The organism is Bacillus cereus group sp. Bc010 (assembly GCF_027716745.1).
GTDB classification, from domain to species: domain Bacteria; phylum Bacillota; class Bacilli; order Bacillales; family Bacillaceae_G; genus Bacillus_A; species Bacillus_A pacificus.
Genome location: NZ_JAQFUY010000002.1, coordinates 61,822 through 87,890 on the forward strand (window position 1 = coordinate 61,822; position 26,069 = coordinate 87,890).

Here is a 26,069-nt window from a genome sequence, read left to right on the forward strand (position 1 = left end):
CTTCTTTCTAAATTTCTACTGCGCGCACAAATCAGTCAAGTCTACATTATATCGAAATCTACAAGTAAAATCCATCTTTAGTTTAGGTTTTTACTTCAAAAACTAACCTTCTTTCCTCTTATTGCATATTGTATGTGTATATACCTAACTGAAGAAAGGAGGATTTCTCACATGTTTCCAAAATCCCCCATGAGACAAATGTATCCGAATCCAGGGCAGCAACCTTATACACCATATCCAATTCCACAACTACCACCGATGGCACAAAAAAAGAAAGGATTTCTTGCTAAACTCTTTAAAAAACACGATCCAACCGAACCTTACATGCAAATGGTTCCGCCTTATCGACAAATGGAAGGACCGCCAATGATGCACCAGCAACCGCCACCTCAATACCCGCAGCAATATCAGCAACAATACCAACACCAATACCCGCAGCAATATCAACAGCAATATCAACCATACATGCAGCAGCATCCCGAGCAAATGATCCCTCCTCAAATGTATGAATCAAACGACACGCGCGGCGGTGCAGCAACTACAGCCACATCAAGTAGCGGCATCGGTAGTTTTTTTTCGAATTTAATTTCGAATCCAACTACTATGATAAATAATATCGAAAAAGTATCACAAGTCGTTCAATCTGTAAGCCCTGTCGTCGAACAGTACGGTCCCATTATGCGTAACCTACCAAGCATTGTTAAAATTCTCACCTCTGGAAAAAGTACGGAAGAAAATCCAACCGAAGATCAAACTGAAGACGTAACAGAAAAGGTTGAGGTAGCAACTCCACATCCTCCATCCAAAAAAAGAAAAAGAAAAAAAATGGTGATTGAGCCAGTCATAGAAAAAGAAGTACGAGAGGAGCCTGTTCAAAAAATAGCAACAAAACCAAAACTATATGTGTAACAATCCTTTGTTTTCTATCCACTCCTCCTTTATAATGTAAAAGACTATGCACAAAAGTATCCCTTGTTTAGAAGGAGAGGATTACTCATATGAAAATTGTTAAAATTTCCCCTCGTGGTTATTGCTACGGTGTTGTGGACGCGATGGTTATTGCACGTAACGCCGCATTAGATACATCATTACCAAGACCTATTTATATTTTAGGTATGATTGTTCACAACAAACATGTAACAGATGCATTCGAAGAAGATGGCATCATCACATTAGATGGTCCAAGTCGATTAGACATTTTAGATAAAATCGATTCTGGTACTGTTATTTTCACTGCACACGGTGTTTCTCCAGAAGTTAAACAACGTGCAAAAGAAAAAGGTTTAACAACAATTGATGCCACTTGCCCAGATGTTACAAAAACACATGACCTTATTGAAGCAAAGAAAGCTGAAGGTTACCATGTCATTTATATCGGCAAAAAAAATCATCCAGAACCAGAAGGCGCAGTTGGTATCGCACCTGATATCGTTCATCTTATCGAAAGAGCCGATGATTTAAAGACATTAGAAATTCCAACGGATAAAATTTTAGTTACAAATCAAACAACGATGAGTCAATGGGATGTTCAACATTTAATGGAGGACATTCAGAAGAAATTCCCAACAGCAGAATTCCATAAGGAAATTTGTTTAGCAACTCAAGTTCGCCAAGAAGCGGTTGCCAAACAAGCTGATGTTGCAGACTTAACAATTGTTGTTGGTGATCCGAAAAGTAATAACTCAAACCGTTTAGCACAAGTATCACAAGAAATCGCTGGTACGAAAGCATACCGCGTTGCAGACGTAAGTGAAATCAAATTAGAATGGCTACAAGGTGTCGAGAACGTAGCTGTTACAGCAGGCGCTTCTACTCCAACACCAATTACAAAAGAGGTTATCGCTTTCTTAGAGCAGTATGACCCAATGAATCCTGCTACATGGGAAAGAGTTCGAAAAGTACCGTTACAAAAAATATTACCTCGTGTAAAAGTGAAAAAAGAACAATAATAAAAACCGTTGCCTATATGAGCAACGGTTTTTATTTTTCTTATACAAATGTAAATGGATCTGTATGTAATTGCGAAGCATGAATATGTACATTCAGTTTCTTTGCATCTGCTTTTTCTTGTAATTGCTTTTGTACACCTTGCTTCATTACCTTTTCAACGTTATGTCCTGGGTCGACGATATTTAAACCGAGCATCATCGCATCATGGGCAACATGATAATACATGTCACCTGTTACATATACATCCGCACCTTTAAATTTAGCTTGATTGATGTATTTGTTACCATCGCCACCAAGTACAGCTACTTTGCGCACTTTATCATCTAATTTCCCAACAACTCGCGCACCCTTTACATCTAACGATTGCTTTACATGTTCCGCAAACTGTCCAAGTGTCATTTCTTCTTGTAAATATCCTATTTTTCCAAGCCCTAACGTTTCACCTTTGTTATCAAGTGGATACACATCATAGGCTACTTCTTCATATGGATGTGCCATTACCATTGCTTTAATCACTTTTCGTTGTAGTGAAGCTGGAATAATCGTTTCGATTCGCACTTCTTCTACGCGCTCTAACTGTCCAGTTTCCCCGATATAAGGATTTGTCCCCTCTTGAGGTACAAACGTACCTATACCCTCGCTATTAAACGTACAGTGACTATAATTACCGATATAACCAGCACCTGCGTCTCCTAATGCTTTTCGTACTTCTTCTGCATGAGTTTCAGGCACAAACACAACAATTTTTTTCATTTCTTCTGCATATGTCGGTGCCAAAACTTCTGTATTTTGCAATCCTAACGCCTCAGCAAGTAAATCATTTACCCCGCCCTTAGCAACATCCACATTTGTATGTGCTGCATAGATTGCAATATCATTTTTCATACACTTTTCAATAATTTTCCCATACGCCTTATCTGTATGGATCGCTTTTAGCGGGTTAAAAATTAAAGGGTGATGCGCAATAATGACATTCGCTCCTAATTGAATTGCTTCATCCACAACTTCTTCCGTTACATCTAACGCAATTAATACGTGCTGCACGGGTTTATTAAGCGCTCCAATCTGCAGCCCAATCTTATCTCCTTCCATCGCCAAATGCTTCGGATACATACTTTCAAATAACGAAATAATTTCATGGCCATTTGGAATTTTACTCATGATAAAACCTCCCCTATCATTTTCATTTTCGCTTCTACTTCCGCACGCTTCGCTTTTGTTTCTTCAGAATCAGCCGCACGTTCTAACTGCTTTAAAATATTTTGGAAGTTTTTTAATTCTCCTTCCCACTTTTCAACGAAAGCTTCACTTTTTTCTTTCATTAAAAATGGTCCCATAAATAATTCAGCCTGTTTATTTTCAGAGTAAGGAACCGTGATATTTCCTCGCTCCCCTACTAAAATCTCATAAATTTTTCCATCTTCTTTTACGATTTTTTCATGGATAAGCTCCCATCCATTCTCAATAAACCATTCACGAATGTGATGCGCTGCAATATTCGGCTGTAAAATTAAACGTGTTACACCTTCTAATTTTTCTTTACCACTTTCTAAAATATCACGAATTAACGCTCCGCCCATTCCGGCAACCGTAATTACATCTACTTCTCCTGGCGCGATAACAGCTAATCCATTCCCTTTACGCACATCTACTTTATCTTGTAAGCCACTTTCAGCTACAGTTGCCTGCGCAGAGCGAAATGGTCCATCTACAACCTCTCCAGCAACTGCTTTAGTAGCAATATTATTTATAATTGTATAACACGGTAAATAAGCATGATCCGATCCAATATCAGCAACTGTAGATCCTACTGGTATTTCACGCACAACTTCTTCTAATCGTTTTGAAAGCTTTACTTCATTCATGTATTTCCATTACTCCTTCTCTTGTCAGTCTGTCTCCATGATAATGAATTTATAGTAGTTGTTGCAAGCCTATAACAACAATTCACTTCTCTATCATTCATCGTATTTTAGAAAATATAGAAAAACAAGCCTTTTGCTTAAGCAAAAGGCTTGTCATACGGAACTTTATTTTTTCTTTGATAACCAATCAGCTACTTTAGCGGCTTGATCAGCTGGAACTATATTGGCAGGCATATTGCCTTTTCCTTTCGAAAGAATTTCTTTAATTTCATCCTTTGAAAGTTTCCCACCAATTTTTTGTAAATTAGGTCCTACCGCCCCTTGTAACTGATCACCGTGGCAGCTCGTACAGCTTTGCTTCACAATATCCTCTGGCTTGGATGCTGTTTGTGCTGGTTTCCCGCCATTTTTTGCATCAGCTAACTCTTTAGATTTATTTAGCCCCTGAAATGAAAATACAAACATAACGATAATACCTAATGCTGCAATAAGAGCGAACGGAATCAGCGGATTACGTTTCATATCTCTTCTCCCCCCTCTATACCCCTAAATAGTTAGATGATTCAGTCATTTCCATTGTACTTGAAAACGCTCTATCAGAAAAGAGTAAACTACTAATCGTTAAAAATATTCCATAAATTCAGTTTATTGTTTTTTATTGTTATATCGCTTATTATTTCGATAATTATTAACGTTTCTCATCATATTTTTCACTTTTCTACATATATTTTTGTATAGAATAAACAAAATTAATCGAAAAATCGAAAAATGAGCATTTGCAAATCAAAAGACAATTCTGTAAAATAAATTACAAGAAATTGTAATCGTTGCTGACAGCTAAAGTTTAACAAAAATTAACAAAATAAAAAAGTTTACTTCACAAAAGTGAAGTAAACTTAAAGGTAGCCTATTCTAAGAAATCCTTAAGGCGCTTACTACGGCTTGGATGTCTCAATTTACGTAGTGCTTTTGCTTCAATTTGACGGATACGTTCTCTCGTTACGCCGAATACTTTCCCAACTTCTTCAAGCGTACGAGTTCGTCCATCATCTAAACCAAAACGAAGACGTAGAACATTTTCTTCACGATCTGTTAGTGTATCTAACACATCTTCTAATTGTTCTTTTAGCAATTCATACGCTGCATGGTCCGCAGGCGATGTTGCTTCTTGGTCTTCAATGAAATCACCTAAATGGGAGTCATCTTCTTCACCAATCGGTGTTTCAAGAGAAACTGGCTCCTGTGCAATTTTTAAGATTTCACGTACTTTTTCTGGAGCAAGATCCATTTCTTCACCAATCTCTTCAGGAGATGGTTCACGTCCTAAATCTTGTAATAATTGACGTTGTACACGAATTAACTTATTAATCGTTTCAACCATATGAACTGGGATACGAATTGTTCTTGCTTGGTCTGCAATCGCACGTGTAATTGCTTGGCGAATCCACCAAGTTGCATACGTACTAAATTTGAAACCTTTACGATAATCGAACTTTTCAACCGCTTTAATTAGACCCATATTCCCTTCTTGAATTAAGTCTAAGAAAAGCATACCACGGCCCACGTAGCGCTTTGCAATACTTACTACAAGACGTAAGTTTGCTTCTGCAAGACGACGTTTCGCTTCTTCATCGCCTTCTTCAATACGCGTTGCAAGTCGAATTTCTTCTTCTGCAGATAGTAAATCTACACGACCAATTTCTTTTAAATACATACGAACAGGATCGTTGATTTTAACCCCTGGTGGTACGCTTAAATCATTGAGGTCGAATTCTTCTTCCGATTTTGCTATTTGGCGATTATTAGGGCCTTCGTCGTTGTCATTGTCGCCAACTAAGTCGATCCCTTGTTCACCTAAATATTCATAGTATTCATCCATTTGATCGGATTCAATTTCAAATCCATTCATGCGTTCTGCAATCTCTTCATATGTAAGAACGCCACGTTTTTTTCCGAGCTCAGTGAGTTGTTCTTTCACTTGCTCAAGGGTCATTTCAGTTTCAATTTGTTTAGAACGAGCTGGTTTGTCAGCCATCTGTTCCCCTCCTTACGCGAGATACAAACATTCATTATACTAAAAATTTATCAAAAAAGCTATTTTCTCGCTTTTTGATTTTGTAAATATGCTACATAATATTTAGCAGCCTCTACAGGATCTGTCTTTTCCATTTGTTTTATCTTGAAGATGATTTCCATCTTTTCAAGTTTTTCTTGATGACGTCTAAGCGTCTCCAAATGGCCTTGTAACACTTCTTCTGTGTATTCTGGATTAATAAATTCATCCGTCGAAATATCAGTAATAATATTTTTCAACTTTTCATCAGAGAGCCAACTTAAAAATGTTCCGACTGAAGGTTCATTTCCCTTTTCATAATATGCGTATAGTTCATATAAAATCCCTTTATGTTCTTCTGTATGAAAATCTTCTATGTGGGATTCCATACGAACGGCCACTTCTGGACTTTGCAACATATGGTAAATAATTTCTCTTTCAGCCCTTTCAAAACCTGTTAACTTCGGTTTTGCTTGAACAATTTGAGACGGTTTAGAAACCTGCTTTACTTGTTTTTGTTGTACCTTTTGTTCTTTGCGATATTGGTGCAATTGATTCAAAAGTGTTTCCATTGAATACGAAAATTCTTGCGATAATGACTTCAAATATGATTCTGCCTGCATCGCATCCTGTAACAACGATAACTCTTTTAAAACACTTTTCACATACTCTTCTTTGCCCGACTCATCTTGCAAATTTTTCCCTAAACGCAAATGATTTATTTTAAAACCAACAAAACTTATACTTGATTTCACAAGATTTTCAAAAGCAGTTGTCCCATATTGTTGCACATATTCATCAGGATCAAGCTTATCTGGCAAGGATGTAACTTTCACTTGGCAACCAACTTGCAACAATAATTGCCCTGCTTTCATCGTCGCTTCTCGCCCTGCTTTATCACCATCATAGCAAAGAACAACAGTTTCAACGTTACGTCGCAGAAGTTTTGCTTGTTCTTCAGTTAAAGCTGTTCCCATTGTCGCAACAGCTTCTTCCACACCACTTTTTACCGCAGCTAGTACGTCGGCATACCCTTCAAAAAGGACCACTTGCCCACGTTTTCTAATAAACGGCCTTGCTTGATGGAAGTTATACAACAATTTACTTTTGTGAAAAATTGGTGTTTCTGGGCTATTTAAATATTTCGGAGTGTCATCTCCTAACGCCCTTCCACTAAACGCTATCACTTTACCTTGTAACGTATAGATTGGAAACATAACTCTTCCACGGAAGCGATCATAATGACTACCATCCTTCTCGCTTCTTATGAGAAGACCAGCTTGTTCCATACTAGACAACGATAAACCTCTTTTTTGTAAAATTTTCGTTGCTGCATCCCAAGCAGGTGACGCATAACCAATTTCAAACTTCTCAATCATCTCTTTTGTAATACCACGTTTTAACAAATACGAAAGTGCTTCATTTCCTTCTTCTGTATTTACTAATAAATGATGATAATACTTTTTTAAAAGTTCATGAGCCTGTTGCATGATGACAGTGTCATCAGATATGTCTTCTTGTTGTCCTTGCCCTGATGTATACTCTGCAACCGCAATTCCATTTCTTTCACCTAACTTTTGAACAGCTTCGGTAAAAGCCAGTCCTTCCATTTTCATTAGAAAGGAAAATACATTTCCACCTTCTCCACATCCGAAGCAATGAAAAATTTGCTTGTCAGATGAAACAGAGAATGAAGGAGAATTCTCACCATGAAACGGACAAAGGCCGAAATAGTTACGTCCCTGTTTTCTAAGTTGAACGTATTCACCAATCACTTCGACAATATCGGATGATGTCCGAATTTGTTCAACAACTTCTTCAGGAATTCTGTTCCCCATAACTCCATCTCCGTGTCGTATTTTGTATTCGATATAAATTAAAAAATTCCTTTATAATTCGACAATATTTTTTCTAAACTTATTAAAAAATGTTGTCGATCACGTTATCAAGCGATTTTGCAGACCCTTTTCTGCGTAACTTCGCAGATACGTACCTACTATATAAAATTGTATCCATTTGCTCATCTATTACAAATGTACCTCATGGAGACAATACATATGCACTTTTTCACAAGAAGACTAGCAAGCACCATATCCTATGTGATCACGAGATCTGTTTTTTGCATGTTGATACATATAAAGAAATCAACTTTTGCTTATTCAGTATCTACATAGATCCAAATTCCCTCGCTACTTCCTTAAACGATGAGCATACGATGTGACAAACAAAATTTTGACATGAAATTTCGTTCCAACTCGCACAATTGTCAGCCTTCACAGTATATGCATCTGCATCAACTCATACCATATTGATGTTTTGCATATTTCTGTATTCTACATCCCTTCTGCGAATCCTTCCATAATGTGCGTTTTCTTGTATAGATTTTGTCGATTTAACGTAATTACATGTCATTTCTTAAATCCTATCCCTAGTTTATTCTGAAAAATTAAAGTCTAAACGTAAAATATAGGTTTTTATCACAATTTTTTATTATAATATATTTTCTTCAACTACGCTACATATCCCTTTATTTTTTCATCTTCTATTTCAGGATAGCGAAACCCTACTTTTAACATAATAAAAAGACAGAAGAATATAAGTATAACCACTTCACTATCATCTATTACGAAATCAGTAGGCACTGTGTTTCTCACGAGCGAAAAAAGCACATTCACCTTTGGTAAATGTGCTAAAACATTTTTTGGTTTTGCACTGCATTCACAATAATGTTAGCTGTTTCTTCAATCGCTTTGTTCGATACATCAATTACTTGACAATTTATTTTACTAACTACATTCTCAAAGTGATCAATCTCTTCTTTAATACGATTAATATTGGCATATGTTGCTCCGTCACTTAGTCCAAGTGATTTCAATCGCTCTTTTCGAATATGATTTAACTTCTCTGGCGTAATTTTCAAACCGAAGCATTTTTCTTTAGCCACTTGATATAATTCTTCAGGCGGATCTACTTCTGGTACTAGTGGTACGTTGGCAACTTTCAAACGTTTGTTGTGAGCTAAATATTGAGAAAGTGGTGTTTTTGATGTGCGCGAAATCCCTATTAACACGATATCTGCTTTTAAAATACCACGTGCATCTCTACCATCATCATACTTCACAGCAAACTCAATCGCTTCAATCTTTTTAAAGTATTCTTCATCTAACCTACGAACAACACCAGGCTCATATCTAGGCACTTGCCCGGTAATTTCTTCAATTTGATCGATTAGAGGGCCAATAATATCATATGCCTCTACACCTTCTTTTGCAGCCTCTGTCACTAAATATTGGCGCATGTCAGGCTTTACTAACGTAAAACAAATAAGTGCTTGATTGCTCTTAGCAATCGAAATCACTTCTTTTAATGTCCCTGTATCTTCTACATACGGCACACGTCTAATATCAGGAGCAAATGGGAATTGCCCCATTGCTGCTCGAACAACCAAATCAGCCGTTTCTCCTACAGAGTCAGATACGACATATACGATTTTATTATCCATTACATTACCTCACTTTAAACAAATTACACTTATTCGTTATTTACTAAGTTTACAAACGCACGTGTAATATTTGTTTTTGTAATTCGTCCAACCACTTCTAAACCTTGTTTCGTATCTTTTACAACTGGCATCGCATCAATCTGTCTTTCTATTAATTCCATCGCAATATCATATAAAGAATCTTCTCTACGACACATCGCAATGTTTGGCATCCTTGTCATGATAATATTAACCGGAAGTGAGGTTAAATCCTGCTTCCCTAAGCTAGCTCGTAATAAATCTTTACGAGATACAACGCCTACTAATAGAGTCGATTGATCTACAACGAATAATGTACCTACATCCTCTAAAAACATAGTACAAATCGCATCGTATACCGATACATTTTTATCAATTACAACCGGTCTAGATTGATAATCTTGTACTTTAATTTTCTTAACAGCTTCAGATAATAACTGCCCCCCAGTTTTACCCGTATAAAAATAACCTACGCGTGGACGTGCTTCTAAATAACCAGCCATCGTTAAAATTGCTAAGTCTGGTCTTAGCGTTGCACGTGTTAATCCCAATTGCGCAGCAATTGACTCCCCTGTAATAGGACCGTGATCTTTTACAATCTGAATGATATGTTCTTGCCGTTTATTCAGCTCTATGATAATCACCACCTTTAATGCACAACGAAAAAAGTTATACTATCTCTTAAATATTATATACTAAATATGCTATTCGAAAAAGAAAGGATGTAAAAAGGACCGTATACGGCCCCAAATTATATTTGAAACTTATCAAGTTGTTCTAAGAAACGTCTTGATTTCAAATAAATCCCGCAATATTCATCATAATATGTATTCAATACTAAACGCATTTGTTTTTTTGTACTATCCTTCACTGATACATTGCCAAGTCTATGTAAATCGAAGTGGTAGAAAAGACGCAATAATTTATGAACGGCTTCCCCCACTGGTATACGATACTGATCTTGCTCAGCATGACGTGAGCACAGAAAACCGCCCTCCCTAACAGAGAAGGCGACAAAATCTGTTTCTTGATGACAAATCGCACATGTATCAAAGTACGGGCGCATCCCTAATACCGGAAGCATTTTCGTTTGATAAATTAATGATAATACTTCTGGATCAACACCCTCACACATATAATGCAACGTTTGATATAACATTTCAAATAAATATGGATTATGTTTTTTATCTTCTGTTGCTTTATCAGTTAACTCAACAATAAATGATGCATAAGCAGTTAAAAATATATCCTCGCGAATTTCTTTCATAGTTGAAATAATCTCGCCTTGTTGCAAAGTTCCAAGTCCAGATCCCATTTGAATAAGAAAATGACCATGTGTCATAAGTTGCGAAACAGATGCTAACCGGCTTTTCGGTTTTTTCGCTCCTCTTGCCATTGCACTTACCTTACCCAATTCTCTTGAGAATATTGTAACAATCTTGTTCGTTTCTCCGTAATCTGTCGTACGGATAACGATGCCCTCAACTTTTTGAAACATGTTCGTCACCATCCAAGGTTTGAACAAAACGGGTCAAGAAATTGGAGAGTCTAGATGCGCTAGCTCCTCTTCATGTTGATCCATCTCATCGTTTACGTCTTTTTCCATTTCTTTCAAAAGCAAATACGTCTCAATGCTTCCTGTTTTGGAGAAAAACTTCCAGGTAAAATCTAGCATAAGAATCCACCTTTCTCAATAAGCGTAGCCTATAAACCAATTTCCTTTGTTGTTATTAAATTGACCCATTTTGTCCATTTTCATGTGAGAAAAATTTTTCCTAATTTATCAAAACTCATAAAAACCAATAATCAGCGGATGAACAAAACATCCGCTGATTACAGCTTTACTCTATTTTAATACTCGTCTTCGCGGAAACCAAGGTCACGAAGCTGAGACATTTTATTTCGCCAATCTTTTTGCACTTTTACCCATACTTCTAAAAATACTTTAGAACCAAGTAATGCTTCAATATCAAAACGAGCTCGCTTACCGACTTCTTTTAACATCTTCCCTTGTTTTCCGATAATAATCCCTTTTTGCGACGGACGTTCAACAACAATCGTTGCATTGATATAAACTGCCCCGCCTTCGCGTTTTTGAATTGCATCGATAACAACAGCCACAGAATGCGGCACTTCTTCACGTGTTAAATGTAGTACTTTTTCACGAATAAGCTCTGCAATAATAAATCTCTCCGGATGATCCGTTACTTGATTATCCGGGTAGTATTGTGGTCCTTCCGGTAAATACTTTTTAATTGTTCCAATTAGAGCTTCCACATTATTACCGTCTAATGCAGAAATTGGTACGATTTCTGCAAAGTCATGTAATTTGCGATATTGATCAATTAGCTCTAATAATTGTTCTGGGTGAACTTGGTCAATTTTATTAATAACTAAAAATACTGGTTGTTTCGTTTCTTTTAATTTCTCGATGATGAATTCTTCACCACGACCAAAGCCTTCGACAGCATTCACCATAAACAGAACGATATCAACTTCTTTTAATGTCGTTTGCGCCATCTTCACCATGAAGTCGCCTAGTTTATGTTTAGGTTTATGTATTCCTGGTGTATCAATGAAAATTACTTGTGAATCATTTTCTGTATATACGCCTTGAATTTTATTACGAGTTGTTTGTGGCTTGTCACTCATAATAGCAATTTTTTGACCAATAATACGATTTAAAAATGTAGATTTCCCAACATTCGGTCTGCCAATAATAGAGACAAAACCTGATTTATAACCTTTTCTATTCATGTAAATCCTCCGCTAAAAATGCTCCTGGTAACAATTCTCCGACTGTTGTCTCTTGAACGTCACCATGTAAATTTGATAGGTATACTTTCGTATCCTGTTTACATAATTCTACCATAACTTGTCGACATGCTCCACAAGGAGGTACTGGACGCTTCGTATCCGCCACAATTGCGATAGCTACAAACTCTTTATCTCCTTCAGAAACCGCCTTAAATAAAGCTGTTCTTTCTGCACAGTTACATAAACCATATGATGCATTCTCAACATTACATCCACGATATACTTTTCCATCGCGCGTTAATAATGCTGCACCTACTTGAAATTTAGAATATGGTACGTACGCTTGTTTACGCGCTTCGATTGCTTCTTGAATTAATTGTTTACTATTCATATTCCCGCATCCTTCCTGTTCCCAGCTGTGAATAGATACACTCTCTTATTAAAGGCCTTTACGGCACCTTCAAAGCTTAATAAAAGCTTTGGAATGCAACTATACCACATACGGTAAAAAGATAATAGCACCAATTATAACGGCTATTATCGCAAACAATAAAACCGCTCCTGCTGCGACATCCTTTGCGACTTTCGCAAACGGATGTATATCAGCAGTCGCTAAATCTACTGTTTTTTCCACAGCCGTATTTACCATCTCTAAGCTCATTACAATTCCTATTACAATAAGTAATATCATCCACTCTACTTTCGTAATATGGAAATAAAAGCCGCAGCATATAACAATGACTGCGGCTACATAATGAATTTTCATATTTCGTTCATGACGAAGACAAAAGAATACACCTGCTATAGCATATCCAAAACTATCTATAAGTTTTCCTTTTTTCATCGTCCTAATCCAAATGCTTCTAAAATTTCTTTTTGTCTTCCAAACATTTCTTTTTCATCCTCTTCTGTCATGTGGTCATAACCAAGCAAATGTAAAAAGCCATGTAACGCTAAAAAGCCAAGTTCACGATCAAAAGAATGTCCATACTCTTCAGCTTGTTCTTTCGCTCTCGGAATAGAAATAATAAGGTCACCTAACATACGCGGCATTTCTGCGCCCACAATTTCCATTTCCCCTTCTCCCATTTCTTCCATGGCAAAGGAAATGACATCAGTAGGCTGATCTTTATCTCGGTAATCACGATTAATCTCGCGAATGCGTTCGTTATCTACAAATGTCACTGATAACTCCGCACCATCCTCTATTTTTTCCATTTGAGCTGCTTTTCCTAATATCTCACGAATTAAATTCACATATTCTTCTTTCACTTCTTCTGTTTCATCAATGAAATCAATTAATAAACTCATTCTTTCTCCTTTTCTTCCGGTGGTTCCGGATATGTAATACGCGAATGGAAAATACCATTTAACGTTTCACATAACGTTTTTCCAACGATTTGTAGTTCCTTAAATGTCAAATCACATTCACTAAATTGCCCATCTTGCAGGCGATCTTTAATAATACTTTGTACTAAATTATTAATTTGCTCTGGCGTTGGGTGATTCATAGAACGTACCGCCGCCTCAACACTATCCGCAATACCAACGATTGCCGATTCTTTAGAAGTTGCTTTTGATCCCGGATATCGGAACATCTCTTCTGTATATTTTTCTTTATCTTCTTTAATCGCCTTATAATAAAAATATTTAAGAAGCGTTGTACCATGGTGTTGCCCAGCAATATCAATAATTTCTTGCGGAATATGGTATTCTTCGAGCATCTTTACTCCATCGGTTACATGAGCAATGATAATATCTTTACTCGTCACAGGATCTAATTTATCATGTGGATTCTCAATTCCCATCTGGTTTTCAATAAAGAATTGCGGTTGTACTGTTTTTCCTACATCATGATAATACGCCCCTACACGTGCTAATACACCATTTGCTCCAACTGCTTCACAAGCTGCCTCAGAGAGATTCGCTACCATTACACTGTGATGATATGTTCCTGGCGCTTCTAATAAAATTCTACGCAAAAGCGGATGATTCGGACTTGATAATTCCATAAGCTTCATACTCGATACAATTCCAAGTCCACTTTCTAAATACGGTAATATCCCCATAGCCAAAACGGATGAGATAATTCCTGAAAGGGAAGCCATTAATAATTGCGTACCAATTTCAAGAGGTGAAAAATTCCCATTACGTAATAATAATAACGCCGCCAAGACGACTACATTTAAGATAGATACGAGTATACCAGCTTGTAAAATCATCGTACGACGATTTTTTTCTCTTAAGAAAATACTCACTGATAATGAACTTAATAACACATAAATACCCACACTATAATTTAGTGTACTTGTTACTCCTTCATTAAACATAATACTTCCGCACACAGAAAAAATCATACTTGTTAAAAATACAAATCGATCGCCAATCATTAGTTTTACAAGTATCGTTCCCATCGCAACTGGGACAACATACGCAATTCCTGCATATTCAAGCTTTTGAAACAAACTAATAATTTTCATTAAAACAATCGTGATAGACAAAATTGTAATATACGCTAAAATGTACGGTTTGTCTTCTCTTTTCCGCTGTAAAAATACTTCAAACTGCTTATGCATAAAGTATAGTAACACACCAATGAGCACAGCTAATCCAACATAAGGCTGAAAACTATTACCCTTCTCTAATAAACCGACTAATTTCAACTGATTATACATATCACTTGAAATTGTTTCACCTTCTCTAACAATAACTTGTCCTTGAAGAATATAAACAGGTGGAACTAAATCTTCTTCTGCTTTCTTCTTCTCTTTCGTTACAGCAGGATCATAGAAATAATTTGCTGTAATCGCATATGATCCTAGTGCATTCACAGCTTCTTTCAATCCGCTATTCACATTCAGGCTTTTCATTTCATTAACAAATCGCTCTTTCGCTGCCATTTCTTCGGACATTTTAATATTTCCACCCATGATAACGCTAACAGACGTTAAAGCCGCATTCTTTGCTAATTCTAATTGATCCGGTTCTGCATTAATAAAGTATAATAAATTCTCATCCGATAATTCCTTCGTTAAATTAGATGGCAACTTCTTCTTCAACTTTTCTAATTTATTCGCATCGGTCATCTTTTTTTGCTCTTCAGGTCCAGCAGCTTTCATCTCCTGAATTACTTCATTCACCTTAGCAAAAACATCATTTACAATATCTACTCTATTTTGTTTATATTCACTTCTATATGTATATTGATCCCCGACTTTTTGAGCGGCCTCTTGTTTTTTTCTTTCCGTTATAACCTTATCTTCAATTTTAATAGGAGAATGAATTGTTTTTTTCGCAATAGAATACATATCAACATCTAATTGCTCTGGTTTCACATTATTCATAAGTGCAAAAAATAGCACTGCCCCTAATAAAACGTAAGAAATCCAACTTAGTTTTTTCGAATGTTGTAAATTACGAAACCACTTAGAAATTTCTTGAGATCTTAACATGATTTCAATACCTTCTCCTCTCTAGAAATAAAGTGAAACTATTTATAGCTTTCATTTCTTCTAGCCAACGATACTTTTAGGTAACATTTTTATACACCAGTACCTATAGTTTATTTCTCTTATCTTTTATGATAGTAAAAAATATGCCGTTCGCCAACCTTAATACAAAAAGAAATGATCCTGACAAATAGGATCATTCCATTTTATCATATGCCTCAATAATACGTTGTACCAGTGGATGCCTTACAACGTCCGTTTGTTCTAACGTAATGAATGAAAGACCTGATACACCAGATAAAATGTTAGCAGCTAGCGTAAGCCCTGATTTTACCCCTTTTGGTAAGTCTACTTGTGAGGGATCCCCCGTAATAACCATTTTAGAACTAAAACCTAATCTTGTTAAAAACATTTTTATTTGTGCACCCGTTGTATTTTGCGCTTCATCTAAAATAACAAATGAATCATCGAGCGTACGTCCTCTCATATAAGCAAGAGGCGCGATTTCAATTACACCTCTCTCCATCATACGCTGCGTATATTCTTGTCCAAGAATATCGTGCAGAGCATCATACAATGGACGTAAGTACGGATCTACCTTCTCTTTCAAATCACCTGGTAAAAATCCTAAACTTTCTCCAGCTTCTACAGCCGGTCTCGTTAAAATGATTTTCTTTACATACCCTTGCTTTAAAGCTCTTACAGCCATTACTACAGCTAAGTATGTTTTCCCAGTCCCGGCAGGTCCTATTCCAAATACAATATCATTTTTCTTCATTGCATGAATATATCTTCTTTGTCCCATCGTTTTTACACGAATGGATTTACCTTTTGCCGTTTTAAAGATTTCTTCTTCATATAACTCTTCAAATTGAGCAATTTTCCCTTGTTGTGCGAGCTGAATTGCATACGCAACATCTCTTTCTGTAATTGACACACCTTTTCGAATAACAACAAGTAGTTGTTGTAAGATTTTTTCTACGAGTGTCACAGTTTCAACTGCTCCAGATGCATGAACAGTTTCACCTCTAGTTACGATTGATACATTCAGTTCCCGTTCAATTACTTTCAAATGAGCATCATTGACTCCAAAAAGAGCGATTGCTTCGTTAGTATTTTCCAATTGTTGGTTCATTTCTACTAATTGTTCTGCCATTACTCAGTCTCCTTGAATATCGGATTCGGATATTGGTTGTGGCTCTGCAATATTTTCAATCACAGTATAATGCAAAGTGACTTTTAGTTGATCCGCCTCAACCTCTTTACTCAAAATCTTATCACTTACAATCATAGCATGTTCATCCAATTTTTTCTTTAGTTCTTTTTCAGCCATTTCTTTCGCTACTTTCATTGCCTGTTTTTCTGTATATTCTCGGTTCGCCTCTTCCTCTTCTCGCACTACATCTTTTTCATATGCAATCGGCAGTGTAAAACCAAATAATTTCACATCATGTTTTACATTTTCCGTACGAGAACGTTTATACTTATCATGCTGAAATCCCCATATTTTTATTTTCGTACTCCCAAATGTAAGGTAATGCTCATTATACGTATTACCAGTATATACTTGAAATTGCGTCTTGAGTGGTACATTCACCTCAGATGTGTACCACGTTTCTCCATATACAATACCTTTCGCCGAAACAATCGTTGGACTCTCCTCATTACCGTATATCCCTGATACGAGAAGCTGACCTTTTTCTACATGATCATTTTTTAAAACGACTGGTTTTCCAACTTCAACAAATGTTTTTGTAACAATCGCTTCTTTTTTTGCCACTAAATTTTGCGGCCTTTGTTCTTTTTCTTTTTTCGGCTCATTTTTTTCAACAATTTTAAAATGGTACGTCGTTCCCCTTACTTCTAGTCCTGCCCAAGTAATCGCATTAATATTGTCCGTCAAATGACGTTGTACATCTTCTACACTAGGCATTTGGAATTGTAATTTTCCTTTTTTAATACCCATTTTGTCCAATTCTTTCATCAATATATATTCTGTTTCAGGTTTCGCTCCTGTAATTTCAATTTTCCAAACCATATTCGATAATGCAATCATGCCAAAGAAGAAAATTAAAAAACCAATTAAGAATCCACTATTTTTAATTAGACGTTTATTCCAAAAAGGAAAACCGTAACGCCCAATAAAATATAGTTTACACTCATTTTTTCTATAAATCGGCTTTATTTTTTTCACATCTCGTAATAGCATACAGAAGACTAACGTTTCATCGGCAATTTTCTTAACGTCCCAAACTAATAATTTCCTACGCACACATTCATTAACGAACCGTTCCGCTCCTCTACCTTCAATTCGTACCTTTACATATCCAAGCCACTTTATAAACCATTTATTTTTCATCTACTACCTTCACTACCTTTCCAAAAGTAGACACACTACTTTTCACTTTAATTAGCAAAATAGCTCGTACGAAAATGAAATAAAGAGTTTTATTTTCCATAAATAGCGGGATAAAGTGAGACTTTAATCAGCCCTCACCAATCGGACTTTAATGGACAGCCCGACCCCCACCTAACTTCTTTGCTTTCGCTGAATTTTGAGGCGTAGGCTTACTGCCCATGAAAGCGGGATAAACTAAATAGTAGGGGCAAATCATTAGAATAAAGAAGAAAAACTTCACATACGGAAGTTTCCCTTACTTCTCTTTCTGTTCGTCTTCTAAAAACGTCACTTGCTCAATTATCCCTTCAAGCAAAAGTTCTTCCGGAAGGATTGTTTTAATAACAAAGGACTGCCCCTTAATTAATAACTGACCATGCTTTAACAACAATCTTACTTCTTTATCTGAAAATACTAATAAACCTCGATGATTTTCTATATAGATATGCACTTGCCCAACAAGCGTGATCCGAGGTAGATCCATTAGCACATCCACTGGTAGGTCTATTTGCTTCGTTAACCAATTCTTCATTTGTTCTAATTTTTTCATCCCAAAAGACCCCCTCTCATCCCATATGTATGAAAAAAGAGCTTGTAATATCACGTCCAAACTGAAAAAAAGCATAAAAAAACGTCTCATAAGAAATGAGACGTTTTTTTATGCTAATAGCTGGATAACCAGCTTATTCACAAGCGATCCATCTGTTTTACCTTTTACTTTCGGCATAACAGCAGTCATCACCTTGCCCATATCCGCTTTAGAAGTCGCACCAACTTCAGAAATAACTTGCTTGATTATATCAACTAGCTCTTCTTCCGTTAATTGCTCCGGCAAATATGCGCTTAAAATCTGAATTTCACTTTGCAGTTTATTAACAAGGTCTTCACGACCAGCTTTTTTAAATTCAAGGAGGGAGTCCTTATGCTGTTTTACTTCACGAGCTAAAACTGTTAGTTCCTCTTCTTCAGTAAGAGTATGCTGTAGTTTAATACCTTCATTTTGTAAAGCAGCCTTAACCATACGAATGACGGTTAATTTTTCTTTTTGTTTATTCTTCATCGCTTGTTTCATATCATCGTTTAAACGACCGAGAAGACTCATAACTTACACCCTCTCTTAGAATTTACGCTTTCTTGCCGCTTCAGATTTCTTCTTACGTTTTACACTTGGTTTTTCATAAAACTCGCGCTTTCTTGCTTCAGCAAGTGTACCAGTTTTAGAAACCGATCTTTTAAAACGGCGAAGTGCATCCTCCAAAGACTCGTTTTTACGAACGACTGTTTTTGACATTCTCTTTCCCTCCCTCCGAAACATCACACTTACATACTAACTCCAGCATGCAAAAAGAAACACTTCTTCAGCATGTCTTTTACGATTATAATACATTTTATCACTTCAGGTCAACTATTTGGCAGAATAAAAGAAGAATAGATGCTCTTCCTTTTTCAAAAACTATGCAGATAGCTGTTATCCTTTCCCCTGAAGGCAACTATATTTTTATCATTACACCTTTTTTCATGCAGGAACGTACGAAACAACTACTCATTTCATACATTTTCAGTACTTAACTTCTCCACTAAAAAAGAAAGCATGCAAATCGTTTCCGTTTGCATGCTTTTTTATCCCGATTGGTCCGGGCTAATAATGAGCGGGGAATGAATCCCACGCTCATTAAAGTTTCACTTTATGCGCTTGCTGATTCCTTTTTCACATCATCTTCAAGGACACGAACAAATTGCGCTTCGTTATATGGATAACCAGCTTTTGTGATTTTTACTTTCACTAGTTTACCGATTAATTCTTCTGATCCTTCAAATACAATTTTCAAGTAGTTATCTGTATAACCCACATATAGACCTTCACGGTCGCCCTCTTTAAATTGTTCTTCTGGAATAATTTCAAGTACTTCTCCTTCAAACTGTGATGCATACTCTTTCGCTAATTGATTAGATAGTTCAATTAAACGGTGAACACGATCGTTCTTCACATCTTCAGGAACTTGATCTTCCATACGCGCCGCAGGTGTTCCTGTACGTTTTGAGTACGGGAATACGTGCAACTCAGAGAAGCGATTCTCTTTAATGAAATTGTATGTTTCCATGAATTCTTCTTCTGTTTCACCTGGGAAACCAACGATTACGTCTGATGTAATCGCAAGACCTGGTAACGCTTCTTTCAAACGATCTAAGCGCTCTTGGAAAAATTCCATCGTATACTTACGACGCATACGCTTTAATACAGTATTAGATCCAGATTGCAACGGAATGTGTAAGTGACGTACAACTACTTCAGACTTATCTAACACTTCAATTACTTCATCTGAAATCTGACTCGCTTCAATAGAAGAAATACGAAGACGTTTTAATCCGTCTACTTCCGCTTCCATATCACGAAGTAATCCAGCTAAGTTATAATCTTTAATATCCTCACCGTATCCACCTGTATGAATACCTGTTAATACGATTTCCTTATAGCCTGCATCTACTAATTGCTGCGCTTGTTTAATAACTTCTTTCCCATCGCGAGAGCGCATTAAACCACGCGCCCAAGGAATAATACAGAATGTACAGAAGTTATTACAACCTTCTTGTATTTTTAAAGATGCCCGTGTACGGTCCGTGAAGTAAGGTACATCAAGTTCTTCATATACACGTGTTTTCATAATGTTACGCACAGCATTAATTGGCTGACGCTCTTTACGGAATTCTTCGATGTATCCTAACATCTTTTCACGATCTTGTGTACCAACTACAATATCTACACCTGGAATCGCCATAATTTCCGCTGGAGATGTTTGTGCATAACATCCTGTTACACAAATAACCGCATCTGGGTTTTGACGAACAGCACGTCTAATAACTTGACGACTTTTCTTATCCCCCGTATTCGTTACTGTACATGTATTAATAACATATACATCAGCTTTTTTTTCATATTCAGTTCTTTCATATCCACCTTGTTTAAACAATTGCCAAATGGCTTCTGTTTCATAGTGGTTTACTTTACAACCTAACGTATGGAACGCAACAGTTGACATTGATCATCACCCCATCAATTCAAAATGATACGAAGCAGCACTTAACGCATATAACGGCGCCGTTTCTGTTCTTAAAATTCTTGGTCCTAAACTACATGGTACAAATTTATGTTCACGAAGCGCTGTAATCTCTTCCTCAGCCAAACCACCTTCTGGGCCAAATACAATCAATAACTTTTGACCTGGTTTCATCATCGTTAAAGCTTTCGCAAAATTAGATTTCTCGCCCTGTTTCGCTTCCTCTTCGTAAGCAACAAGGCAAACATCATACTCACCACTCATTGACAGCAATTGTTTAAACGATGCTGGGGCGTGTACTTCTGGAATTTCACTTCTATGTGATTGTTCCGCAGCTTCTTTCACAATTTTTCTTAAACGCTCAACTTTTTTATCAGCTTTTTTTGCATCCCATTTTACGATAGAGCGAGATGCTTGAAATGGTAAGAATGCAGCTGCCCCAAGCTCAGTTCCTTTTTGAAAAATTAACTCTAGCTTGTCTCCTTTCGGCAGTCCACTTGCAATCGTCACGAAAACAGGAAGTTCACTTGACGCCTCTACCCATTCTACAATAGCCGTATTAATAAATTCACTGGTAATTTCATCAATTGAACATACGGCTGTTTTTCCGTTTACACAGCAATAAATGTGATCTCCAGCTGACATACGCATTACTCTTGCGATATGATGGACGTCATCACCTACAATGCGAATACTTGTCTCATTTACATATTTCTCTTCTACAAAATAACGTTGCATATAATCACCTTAGTAGAGTTTCGTTCCTTTCGTAAGCCAATACTTACGAAAAGAACGAAACGTTATCATTTTTCATATAACAAACGGCAAGTCCCTCACCTTATAGTGAGAGACTCCCCTTTTCATTATAGACTAAAATCTATATTACGCATTTCGTGCAATAATTGCTACCCAATCTTCCATTCGTAACACTTCTTCAATTGTAAATCCAGCTTTTTCTAACGCTTCAGAAATTACTTTTTCCTTCGCAGCAATAATGCCCGATGTAATAAATAATCCGCCTGACTTCACAACTCTCGCTGCATCTTCAGGGAATAATAGAATAATTTCTGCTAATAAGTTAGCTACGATTAAATCAACAGGACCTTCAATACCTTCTAAAAGACTATTTTGTCCAACAGATACAATATCATCTGTTTTATTTAAACGTACATTCATTTCTGCACTTTCAACCGCAACCGGATCTAAATCATATGCTTGAACAGAAGACGCACCTAATTTTGCTGCTGCAATACTCAGTACACCAGAACCTGTTCCTACATCAATGATCGTATCACCTTGCTGTACTGTTTTTTCTAAAGCACGGATACACATCGTTGTTGTCGGATGAGTTCCCGTTCCAAATGCCATACCTGGATCTAATTCAATAATTTTTTCTTCCGGAGAAGATGGTGTATATTCTTCCCAAGTCGGCACAATTGTGAATGTATCAGAAATTTGTACTGGATGGTAATATTTTTTCCAAGCAGTAGCCCAATCTTCTTCATTGACTTCGTTAACGGTAATATTTCCAGTACCAATTTCGATGTCGTAAGATGGAAGCACATCAATAGATGATTTTACACCTGCAATTGTTTCATGTAAAGAATCCGTTTGCGGGAAATATGCTTTTATTAATACACCTTCCGCCGGATACTCATCTGGGTTCAATGCATAAATTTCACCATATTGTTGCTCGCGCTCTTTCGTCAACTCTGCCGGATCCTCAATCGCAACTCCACTAGCACCAGCTTCATGTAAAATATGAGAGACAGCTTCTACTGCTTCTTCTGTTGTATGAATACTAATTTCTGACCATTTCACAATTTACCAACTCCAATTTTTATTTCCATTATTCCCCTTTGAAAGCACGTTTAAGCTTTCCGAATAAACTATCATCCTGCTCTTCTTGTCCTGCAAATTCACGCAATAAATCTTTTTGCTGTGAAGTTAATTTCGTCGGTACAACAACACGAACGACTACATATTGATCTCCTTGACCGTATCCACGTACGTTCGGAGCACCCTTTCCTTTTAGGCGGAATTCTGTTCCTGTTTGTGTTCCTGCTGGAATTTTCAGCTTCACTTTACCATGAACAGTAGGAACTTCTACTTCATCACCAAGTGCCATTTGCGCAAATGTTAATGGCATTTCGCAAATAATGTGATCTCCTTCGCGCTCAAAGAATTCATGATTTCTTACATGAACAACAACATATAAATCTCCTGCTGGGCCGCCATTTACGCCCGCTTCCCCTTTTCCAGATACGCGGATTTGTTGACCATTATCGATACCTGCTGGAATTTTTACATTGATTTTTTTACGTTTACGAACTTTACCAGAACCGTGGCATGTCGTACATTTTTCTTTAATGATTTGCCCAGTTCCTGAACAATGACCGCAAGCTTGACGGTTTACGATACGACCAAATGGTGTATTTTGTTCTACACTTACTTGCCCTGATCCTGAGCAATGTTTACATGTTTCTTTTGAAGTTCCTGGTTTTGCCCCGCTACCTTTACAAGTATCACATGGATCTTCTACTGGAATCTCAACATTTAACTCTTTACCAAAAATAGCTTCTTCAAAATCTAAAGTAACTTGATATTGTAAGTCAGCACCTTGACGCGGAGCGTTTGGATCACGACGTCTGCCGCCACCGCCGCCAAAGAATGAACTAAAGATATCTTCAAAACCGAAGCCACCGCCGAAGTCTCCTCCGCCGCCAAAGCCACCGAAGCTTTGATTAGCACCAGCATGACCAAATTGATCATATTGCGCACGCTTTTGATCGTCGCTTAATACTTCGTATGCTTCTTGCACTTCTTTAAACTTTTCAATTGCATTTTCTTCTTTACTTACGTCTGGATGGTATTTTTTAGCCAAACGACGATACGCTTTTTTTATTTCATCTTTTGAAGCACCCTTGCTAAGTCCAAGGACCTCATAATAATCTCGTTTACTCATAAATTTACAACCCCCGAATCTTTCACATAAACGTAATTTTAACACCGAAAGAAAGTGCTTTGCAACAAAGTTTCCTCACTTACAGTATGCAAAGTAAAAAACTTAAGACCCTCACACATTCCTTCTCATTCGTGAAAAAAGCCAAAGCCAAGGCACGCTTGACTTTGACTTTTTGTCATCTTACTTATTATGTTTACAGTTGAATTACTTGTCTTCTTTTACTTCTTCAAACTCAGCGTCTACTACATTGTCTTTCTTCGCGCCAGCATCTTGTGCTCCTTGTGCACCTTCTGCTTGCCCTGCAGCTGCTTGAGCTTGCTCATATAGTTTAACAGTTAGTTGTTGTACGATTTCTTGTAAAGCGTCTTTTTTCGCACGGATTTCCTCAAGCTCGTTCTTCTCAATCGCAGCTTGTAATGCTTCTTTCGCTTCTGTTGCTTTTGCAACTTCAGCTGCATCTACTTTACCTTCTAAATCTTTTACAACTTTATCTGTTTGGAATACAAGTTGGTCAGCTTCGTTACGAAGTTCAACTTCTTCCTTACGTTTTTGGTCAGCGTCAGCGTTTGCTTCTGCTTCTTTTACCATACGATCTACTTCTTCATCAGAAAGACCTGAAGAAGATTGGATTGTAATAGCTTGTTCTTTGCTTGTTCCTAAATCTTTTGCACGTACGTTAACGATACCGTTCGCATCAATATCGAATGTTACTTCGATTTGTGGAATACCACGTGGTGCTGGTGGGATATCCGTTAATTGGAAACGTCCTAACGTTTTGTTGTCAGCTGACATTGGACGCTCACCTTGTAATACGTGAATGTCTACTGCTGGTTGGTTATCAGCAGCTGTTGAGAATACTTGTGATTTACTTGTTGGAATTGTAGTGTTACGCTCGATTAGTTTCGTGAACACACCACCCATAGTTTCAATACCTAAAGAAAGTGGAGTTACATCTAATAATAGTACGCCTTCTACATCACCAGTAAGTACGCCACCTTGAACTGCAGCACCTAATGCTACAACTTCATCCGGGTTTACACCTTTATATGGTTCTTTACCAGTTTCACGTTTAATAGCTTCTTGTACAGCTGGGATACGAGTAGAACCACCTACAAGGATAACGCGATCTAATTCACTTGCAGATAGACCAGCATCTTTTAAAGCACGACGAGTTGGTTCTAATGTTCTTTCAACAAGGTTTGCTGAAAGCTCTTCGAATTTCGCTCTTGTTAATGTTAATTCTAAGTGTAATGGACCAGCAGCTCCAGCACTAATGAATGGCAATGAAATTTGTGTTTGTGTTACACCTGAAAGATCTTTTTTCGCTTTTTCAGCTGCATCTTTCAAACGTTGAAGTGCCATTTTATCTTGGCTTAAATCAATGTTATTTTCTTTTTTGAACTCAGCTACTAAGTGATCGATGATAACTTGGTCAAAGTCATCTCCACCAAGACGGTTGTCACCAGCAGTTGAAATAACTTCAAATGTTCCATCTGCTAACTCAAGGATAGATACGTCAAATGTACCGCCACCTAAGTCATATACTAAGATTTTTTGCTCTTCATCTTGTTTTTCTAAACCGTAAGCAAGCGCTGCTGCTGTTGGTTCGTTAATGATACGTTCAACTTCTAAACCAGCGATACGACCAGCATCTTTCGTTGCTTGACGCTCTGCATCGTTGAAGTATGCAGGTACTGTAATAACAGCTTTCGTTACTGTTTCACCTAAATATGCTTCAGCAGAAGCTTTTAAGTTTTGTAAAATGATTGCAGAAATTTCTTGAGGTGTATATTCTTTACCCTCGATTTCTACTTTGTAGTCTGTACCCATATGACGTTTAACAGACATGATTGTATTTGGGTTTGTAATTGCTTGACGCTTTGCTACTTCCCCAACTTGACGTTCTTCATTTTTGAAAGCTACAACAGAAGGTGTTGTACGGTTTCCTTCTGGATTTGGGATAACCTTTGGTTCTCCACCTTCCATAACAGCTACACAAGAGTTTGTTGTACCTAAGTCAATACCGATAATTTTACTCATGGCGAATCCTCCTACT

General features: G+C 37.1%; 26 protein-coding genes. 2 read left to right on the plus strand and 24 right to left on the minus strand.

What is annotated here, in order from left to right; translation table 11 throughout:
• Positions 1–171 precede the first annotated feature (171 nt).
• Together vrrA and PDQ68_RS03365 are read left to right on the plus strand one after the other, a co-directional pair.
• The gene (vrrA, locus tag PDQ68_RS03360; RefSeq protein WP_016718493.1) at positions 172–909 is read left to right on the plus strand and encodes a VrrA/YqfQ family protein; all 738 of its coding nucleotides are present in this window, start codon (positions 172–174) and stop codon (positions 907–909) included.
• Between the two features lie 89 nt (positions 910–998).
• The gene (locus PDQ68_RS03365) at positions 999–1,949 is read left to right on the plus strand and encodes a 4-hydroxy-3-methylbut-2-enyl diphosphate reductase (protein WP_000706669.1); all 951 of its coding nucleotides are present in this window, start codon (positions 999–1,001) and stop codon (positions 1,947–1,949) included.
• A gap of 40 nt (positions 1,950–1,989) precedes the next feature.
• On the opposite strand, the gene PDQ68_RS03370 is transcribed toward PDQ68_RS03365, so the two are convergent.
• The 24 genes from PDQ68_RS03370 to dnaK all read right to left on the minus strand — a co-directional run bounded on the left by PDQ68_RS03370 (position 1,990) and on the right by dnaK (position 26,053).
• Complete coding sequence (locus tag PDQ68_RS03370) at positions 1,990–3,111, minus strand: Nif3-like dinuclear metal center hexameric protein (RefSeq protein WP_016718494.1); 1,122 nt, start codon at positions 3,109–3,111, stop codon at positions 1,990–1,992.
• Entirely contained in the window at positions 3,108–3,815 is a 708-nt protein-coding gene (locus tag PDQ68_RS03375) for a tRNA (adenine(22)-N(1))-methyltransferase (RefSeq protein WP_001006540.1), read from the minus strand. The genes PDQ68_RS03370 and PDQ68_RS03375 overlap by 4 nt, the downstream gene beginning before the upstream one ends.
• A 165-nt stretch (positions 3,816–3,980) precedes the next feature.
• Positions 3,981–4,337, minus strand: a complete 357-nt coding sequence (gene cccA, locus PDQ68_RS03380; RefSeq protein WP_000828141.1) for a cytochrome c550 — start codon at positions 4,335–4,337, stop codon at positions 3,981–3,983.
• A 385-nt stretch (positions 4,338–4,722) separates the two neighbouring features.
• Entirely contained in the window at positions 4,723–5,850 is a 1,128-nt protein-coding gene (gene rpoD / locus PDQ68_RS03385; RefSeq protein WP_000764060.1) for an RNA polymerase sigma factor RpoD, read from the minus strand.
• Between the two features lie 59 nt (positions 5,851–5,909).
• Complete coding sequence (dnaG, locus tag PDQ68_RS03390; RefSeq protein ID WP_000528214.1) at positions 5,910–7,706, minus strand: DNA primase; 1,797 nt, start codon at positions 7,704–7,706, stop codon at positions 5,910–5,912.
• A gap of 851 nt (positions 7,707–8,557) precedes the next feature.
• Complete coding sequence (locus PDQ68_RS03395; RefSeq protein ID WP_000368943.1) at positions 8,558–9,370, minus strand: pyruvate, water dikinase regulatory protein; 813 nt, start codon at positions 9,368–9,370, stop codon at positions 8,558–8,560.
• A 29-nt stretch (positions 9,371–9,399) separates the two neighbouring features.
• The gene (locus PDQ68_RS03400) at positions 9,400–10,032 is read right to left on the minus strand and encodes a transcriptional regulator CcpN (RefSeq protein ID WP_000583759.1); all 633 of its coding nucleotides are present in this window, start codon (positions 10,030–10,032) and stop codon (positions 9,400–9,402) included.
• A 107-nt stretch (positions 10,033–10,139) separates the two neighbouring features.
• A complete protein-coding gene (recO, locus tag PDQ68_RS03405) occupies positions 10,140–10,886 on the minus strand; it encodes a DNA repair protein RecO (protein WP_000487010.1) in 747 nt (248 codons plus the stop codon).
• Between the two features lie 33 nt (positions 10,887–10,919).
• Positions 10,920–11,063 carry a YqzL family protein gene (locus tag PDQ68_RS03410; RefSeq protein ID WP_000883924.1) on the minus strand — a complete coding sequence of 48 codons (144 nt, stop codon included), beginning with the start codon at positions 11,061–11,063 and terminating at the stop codon, positions 10,920–10,922.
• Between the two features lie 176 nt (positions 11,064–11,239).
• Positions 11,240–12,145, minus strand: a complete 906-nt coding sequence (era, locus tag PDQ68_RS03415; protein ID WP_001080241.1) for a GTPase Era — start codon at positions 12,143–12,145, stop codon at positions 11,240–11,242.
• Positions 12,138–12,536 (minus strand): cytidine deaminase, encoded by a 399-nt coding sequence (locus PDQ68_RS03420; RefSeq protein ID WP_001086296.1) that lies wholly within the window; start codon positions 12,534–12,536, stop codon positions 12,138–12,140. Before PDQ68_RS03420 ends, era begins: the two co-directional genes overlap by 8 nt.
• 99 nt (positions 12,537–12,635) lie before the next feature.
• Positions 12,636–12,989, minus strand: coding sequence for a diacylglycerol kinase family protein (locus PDQ68_RS03425; protein ID WP_000715476.1), 354 nt, complete (start codon positions 12,987–12,989; stop codon positions 12,636–12,638).
• A complete protein-coding gene (gene ybeY, locus PDQ68_RS03430; RefSeq protein WP_000054691.1) occupies positions 12,986–13,456 on the minus strand; it encodes an rRNA maturation RNase YbeY in 471 nt (156 codons plus the stop codon). Before ybeY ends, PDQ68_RS03425 begins: the two co-directional genes overlap by 4 nt.
• Positions 13,453–15,597 carry an HD family phosphohydrolase gene (locus PDQ68_RS03435; protein ID WP_016718495.1) on the minus strand — a complete coding sequence of 715 codons (2,145 nt, stop codon included), beginning with the start codon at positions 15,595–15,597 and terminating at the stop codon, positions 13,453–13,455. The genes ybeY and PDQ68_RS03435 overlap by 4 nt, the downstream gene beginning before the upstream one ends.
• Before the next feature lie 193 nt (positions 15,598–15,790).
• A complete protein-coding gene (locus PDQ68_RS03440) occupies positions 15,791–16,750 on the minus strand; it encodes a PhoH family protein (RefSeq protein ID WP_000840516.1) in 960 nt (319 codons plus the stop codon).
• A 3-nt stretch (positions 16,751–16,753) separates the two neighbouring features.
• Positions 16,754–17,953 carry a sporulation protein YqfD gene (gene yqfD / locus PDQ68_RS03445; RefSeq protein ID WP_016718497.1) on the minus strand — a complete coding sequence of 400 codons (1,200 nt, stop codon included), beginning with the start codon at positions 17,951–17,953 and terminating at the stop codon, positions 16,754–16,756.
• Between the two features lie 295 nt (positions 17,954–18,248).
• Positions 18,249–18,542: a sporulation protein YqfC gene (yqfC, locus tag PDQ68_RS03450; protein WP_000732266.1), complete on the minus strand. Its 294-nt coding sequence runs from the start codon at positions 18,540–18,542 to the stop codon at positions 18,249–18,251.
• Positions 18,543–18,650: 108 nt separating this feature from the next.
• Positions 18,651–19,094, minus strand: coding sequence for a GatB/YqeY domain-containing protein (locus PDQ68_RS03455; protein ID WP_000054571.1), 444 nt, complete (start codon positions 19,092–19,094; stop codon positions 18,651–18,653).
• 15 nt (positions 19,095–19,109) lie between these two features.
• Positions 19,110–19,283 (minus strand): 30S ribosomal protein S21, encoded by a 174-nt coding sequence (rpsU, locus tag PDQ68_RS03460; protein ID WP_000048061.1) that lies wholly within the window; start codon positions 19,281–19,283, stop codon positions 19,110–19,112.
• A 394-nt stretch (positions 19,284–19,677) separates the two neighbouring features.
• Positions 19,678–21,030, minus strand: a complete 1,353-nt coding sequence (mtaB, locus tag PDQ68_RS03465; protein WP_000108677.1) for a tRNA (N(6)-L-threonylcarbamoyladenosine(37)-C(2))-methylthiotransferase MtaB — start codon at positions 21,028–21,030, stop codon at positions 19,678–19,680.
• A gap of 6 nt (positions 21,031–21,036) precedes the next feature.
• Positions 21,037–21,786, minus strand: a complete 750-nt coding sequence (locus PDQ68_RS03470) for a 16S rRNA (uracil(1498)-N(3))-methyltransferase (protein ID WP_001190157.1) — start codon at positions 21,784–21,786, stop codon at positions 21,037–21,039.
• A 144-nt stretch (positions 21,787–21,930) separates the two neighbouring features.
• Complete coding sequence (gene prmA / locus PDQ68_RS03475; protein WP_000872110.1) at positions 21,931–22,869, minus strand: 50S ribosomal protein L11 methyltransferase; 939 nt, start codon at positions 22,867–22,869, stop codon at positions 21,931–21,933.
• A 28-nt stretch (positions 22,870–22,897) separates the two neighbouring features.
• Positions 22,898–24,013 carry a chaperone protein DnaJ gene (dnaJ, locus tag PDQ68_RS03480; RefSeq protein ID WP_061184077.1) on the minus strand — a complete coding sequence of 372 codons (1,116 nt, stop codon included), beginning with the start codon at positions 24,011–24,013 and terminating at the stop codon, positions 22,898–22,900.
• A gap of 204 nt (positions 24,014–24,217) precedes the next feature.
• Positions 24,218–26,053, minus strand: a complete 1,836-nt coding sequence (gene dnaK, locus PDQ68_RS03485) for a chaperone protein DnaK (protein WP_000034690.1) — start codon at positions 26,051–26,053, stop codon at positions 24,218–24,220.
• Positions 26,054–26,069: the final 16 nt, after the last annotated feature.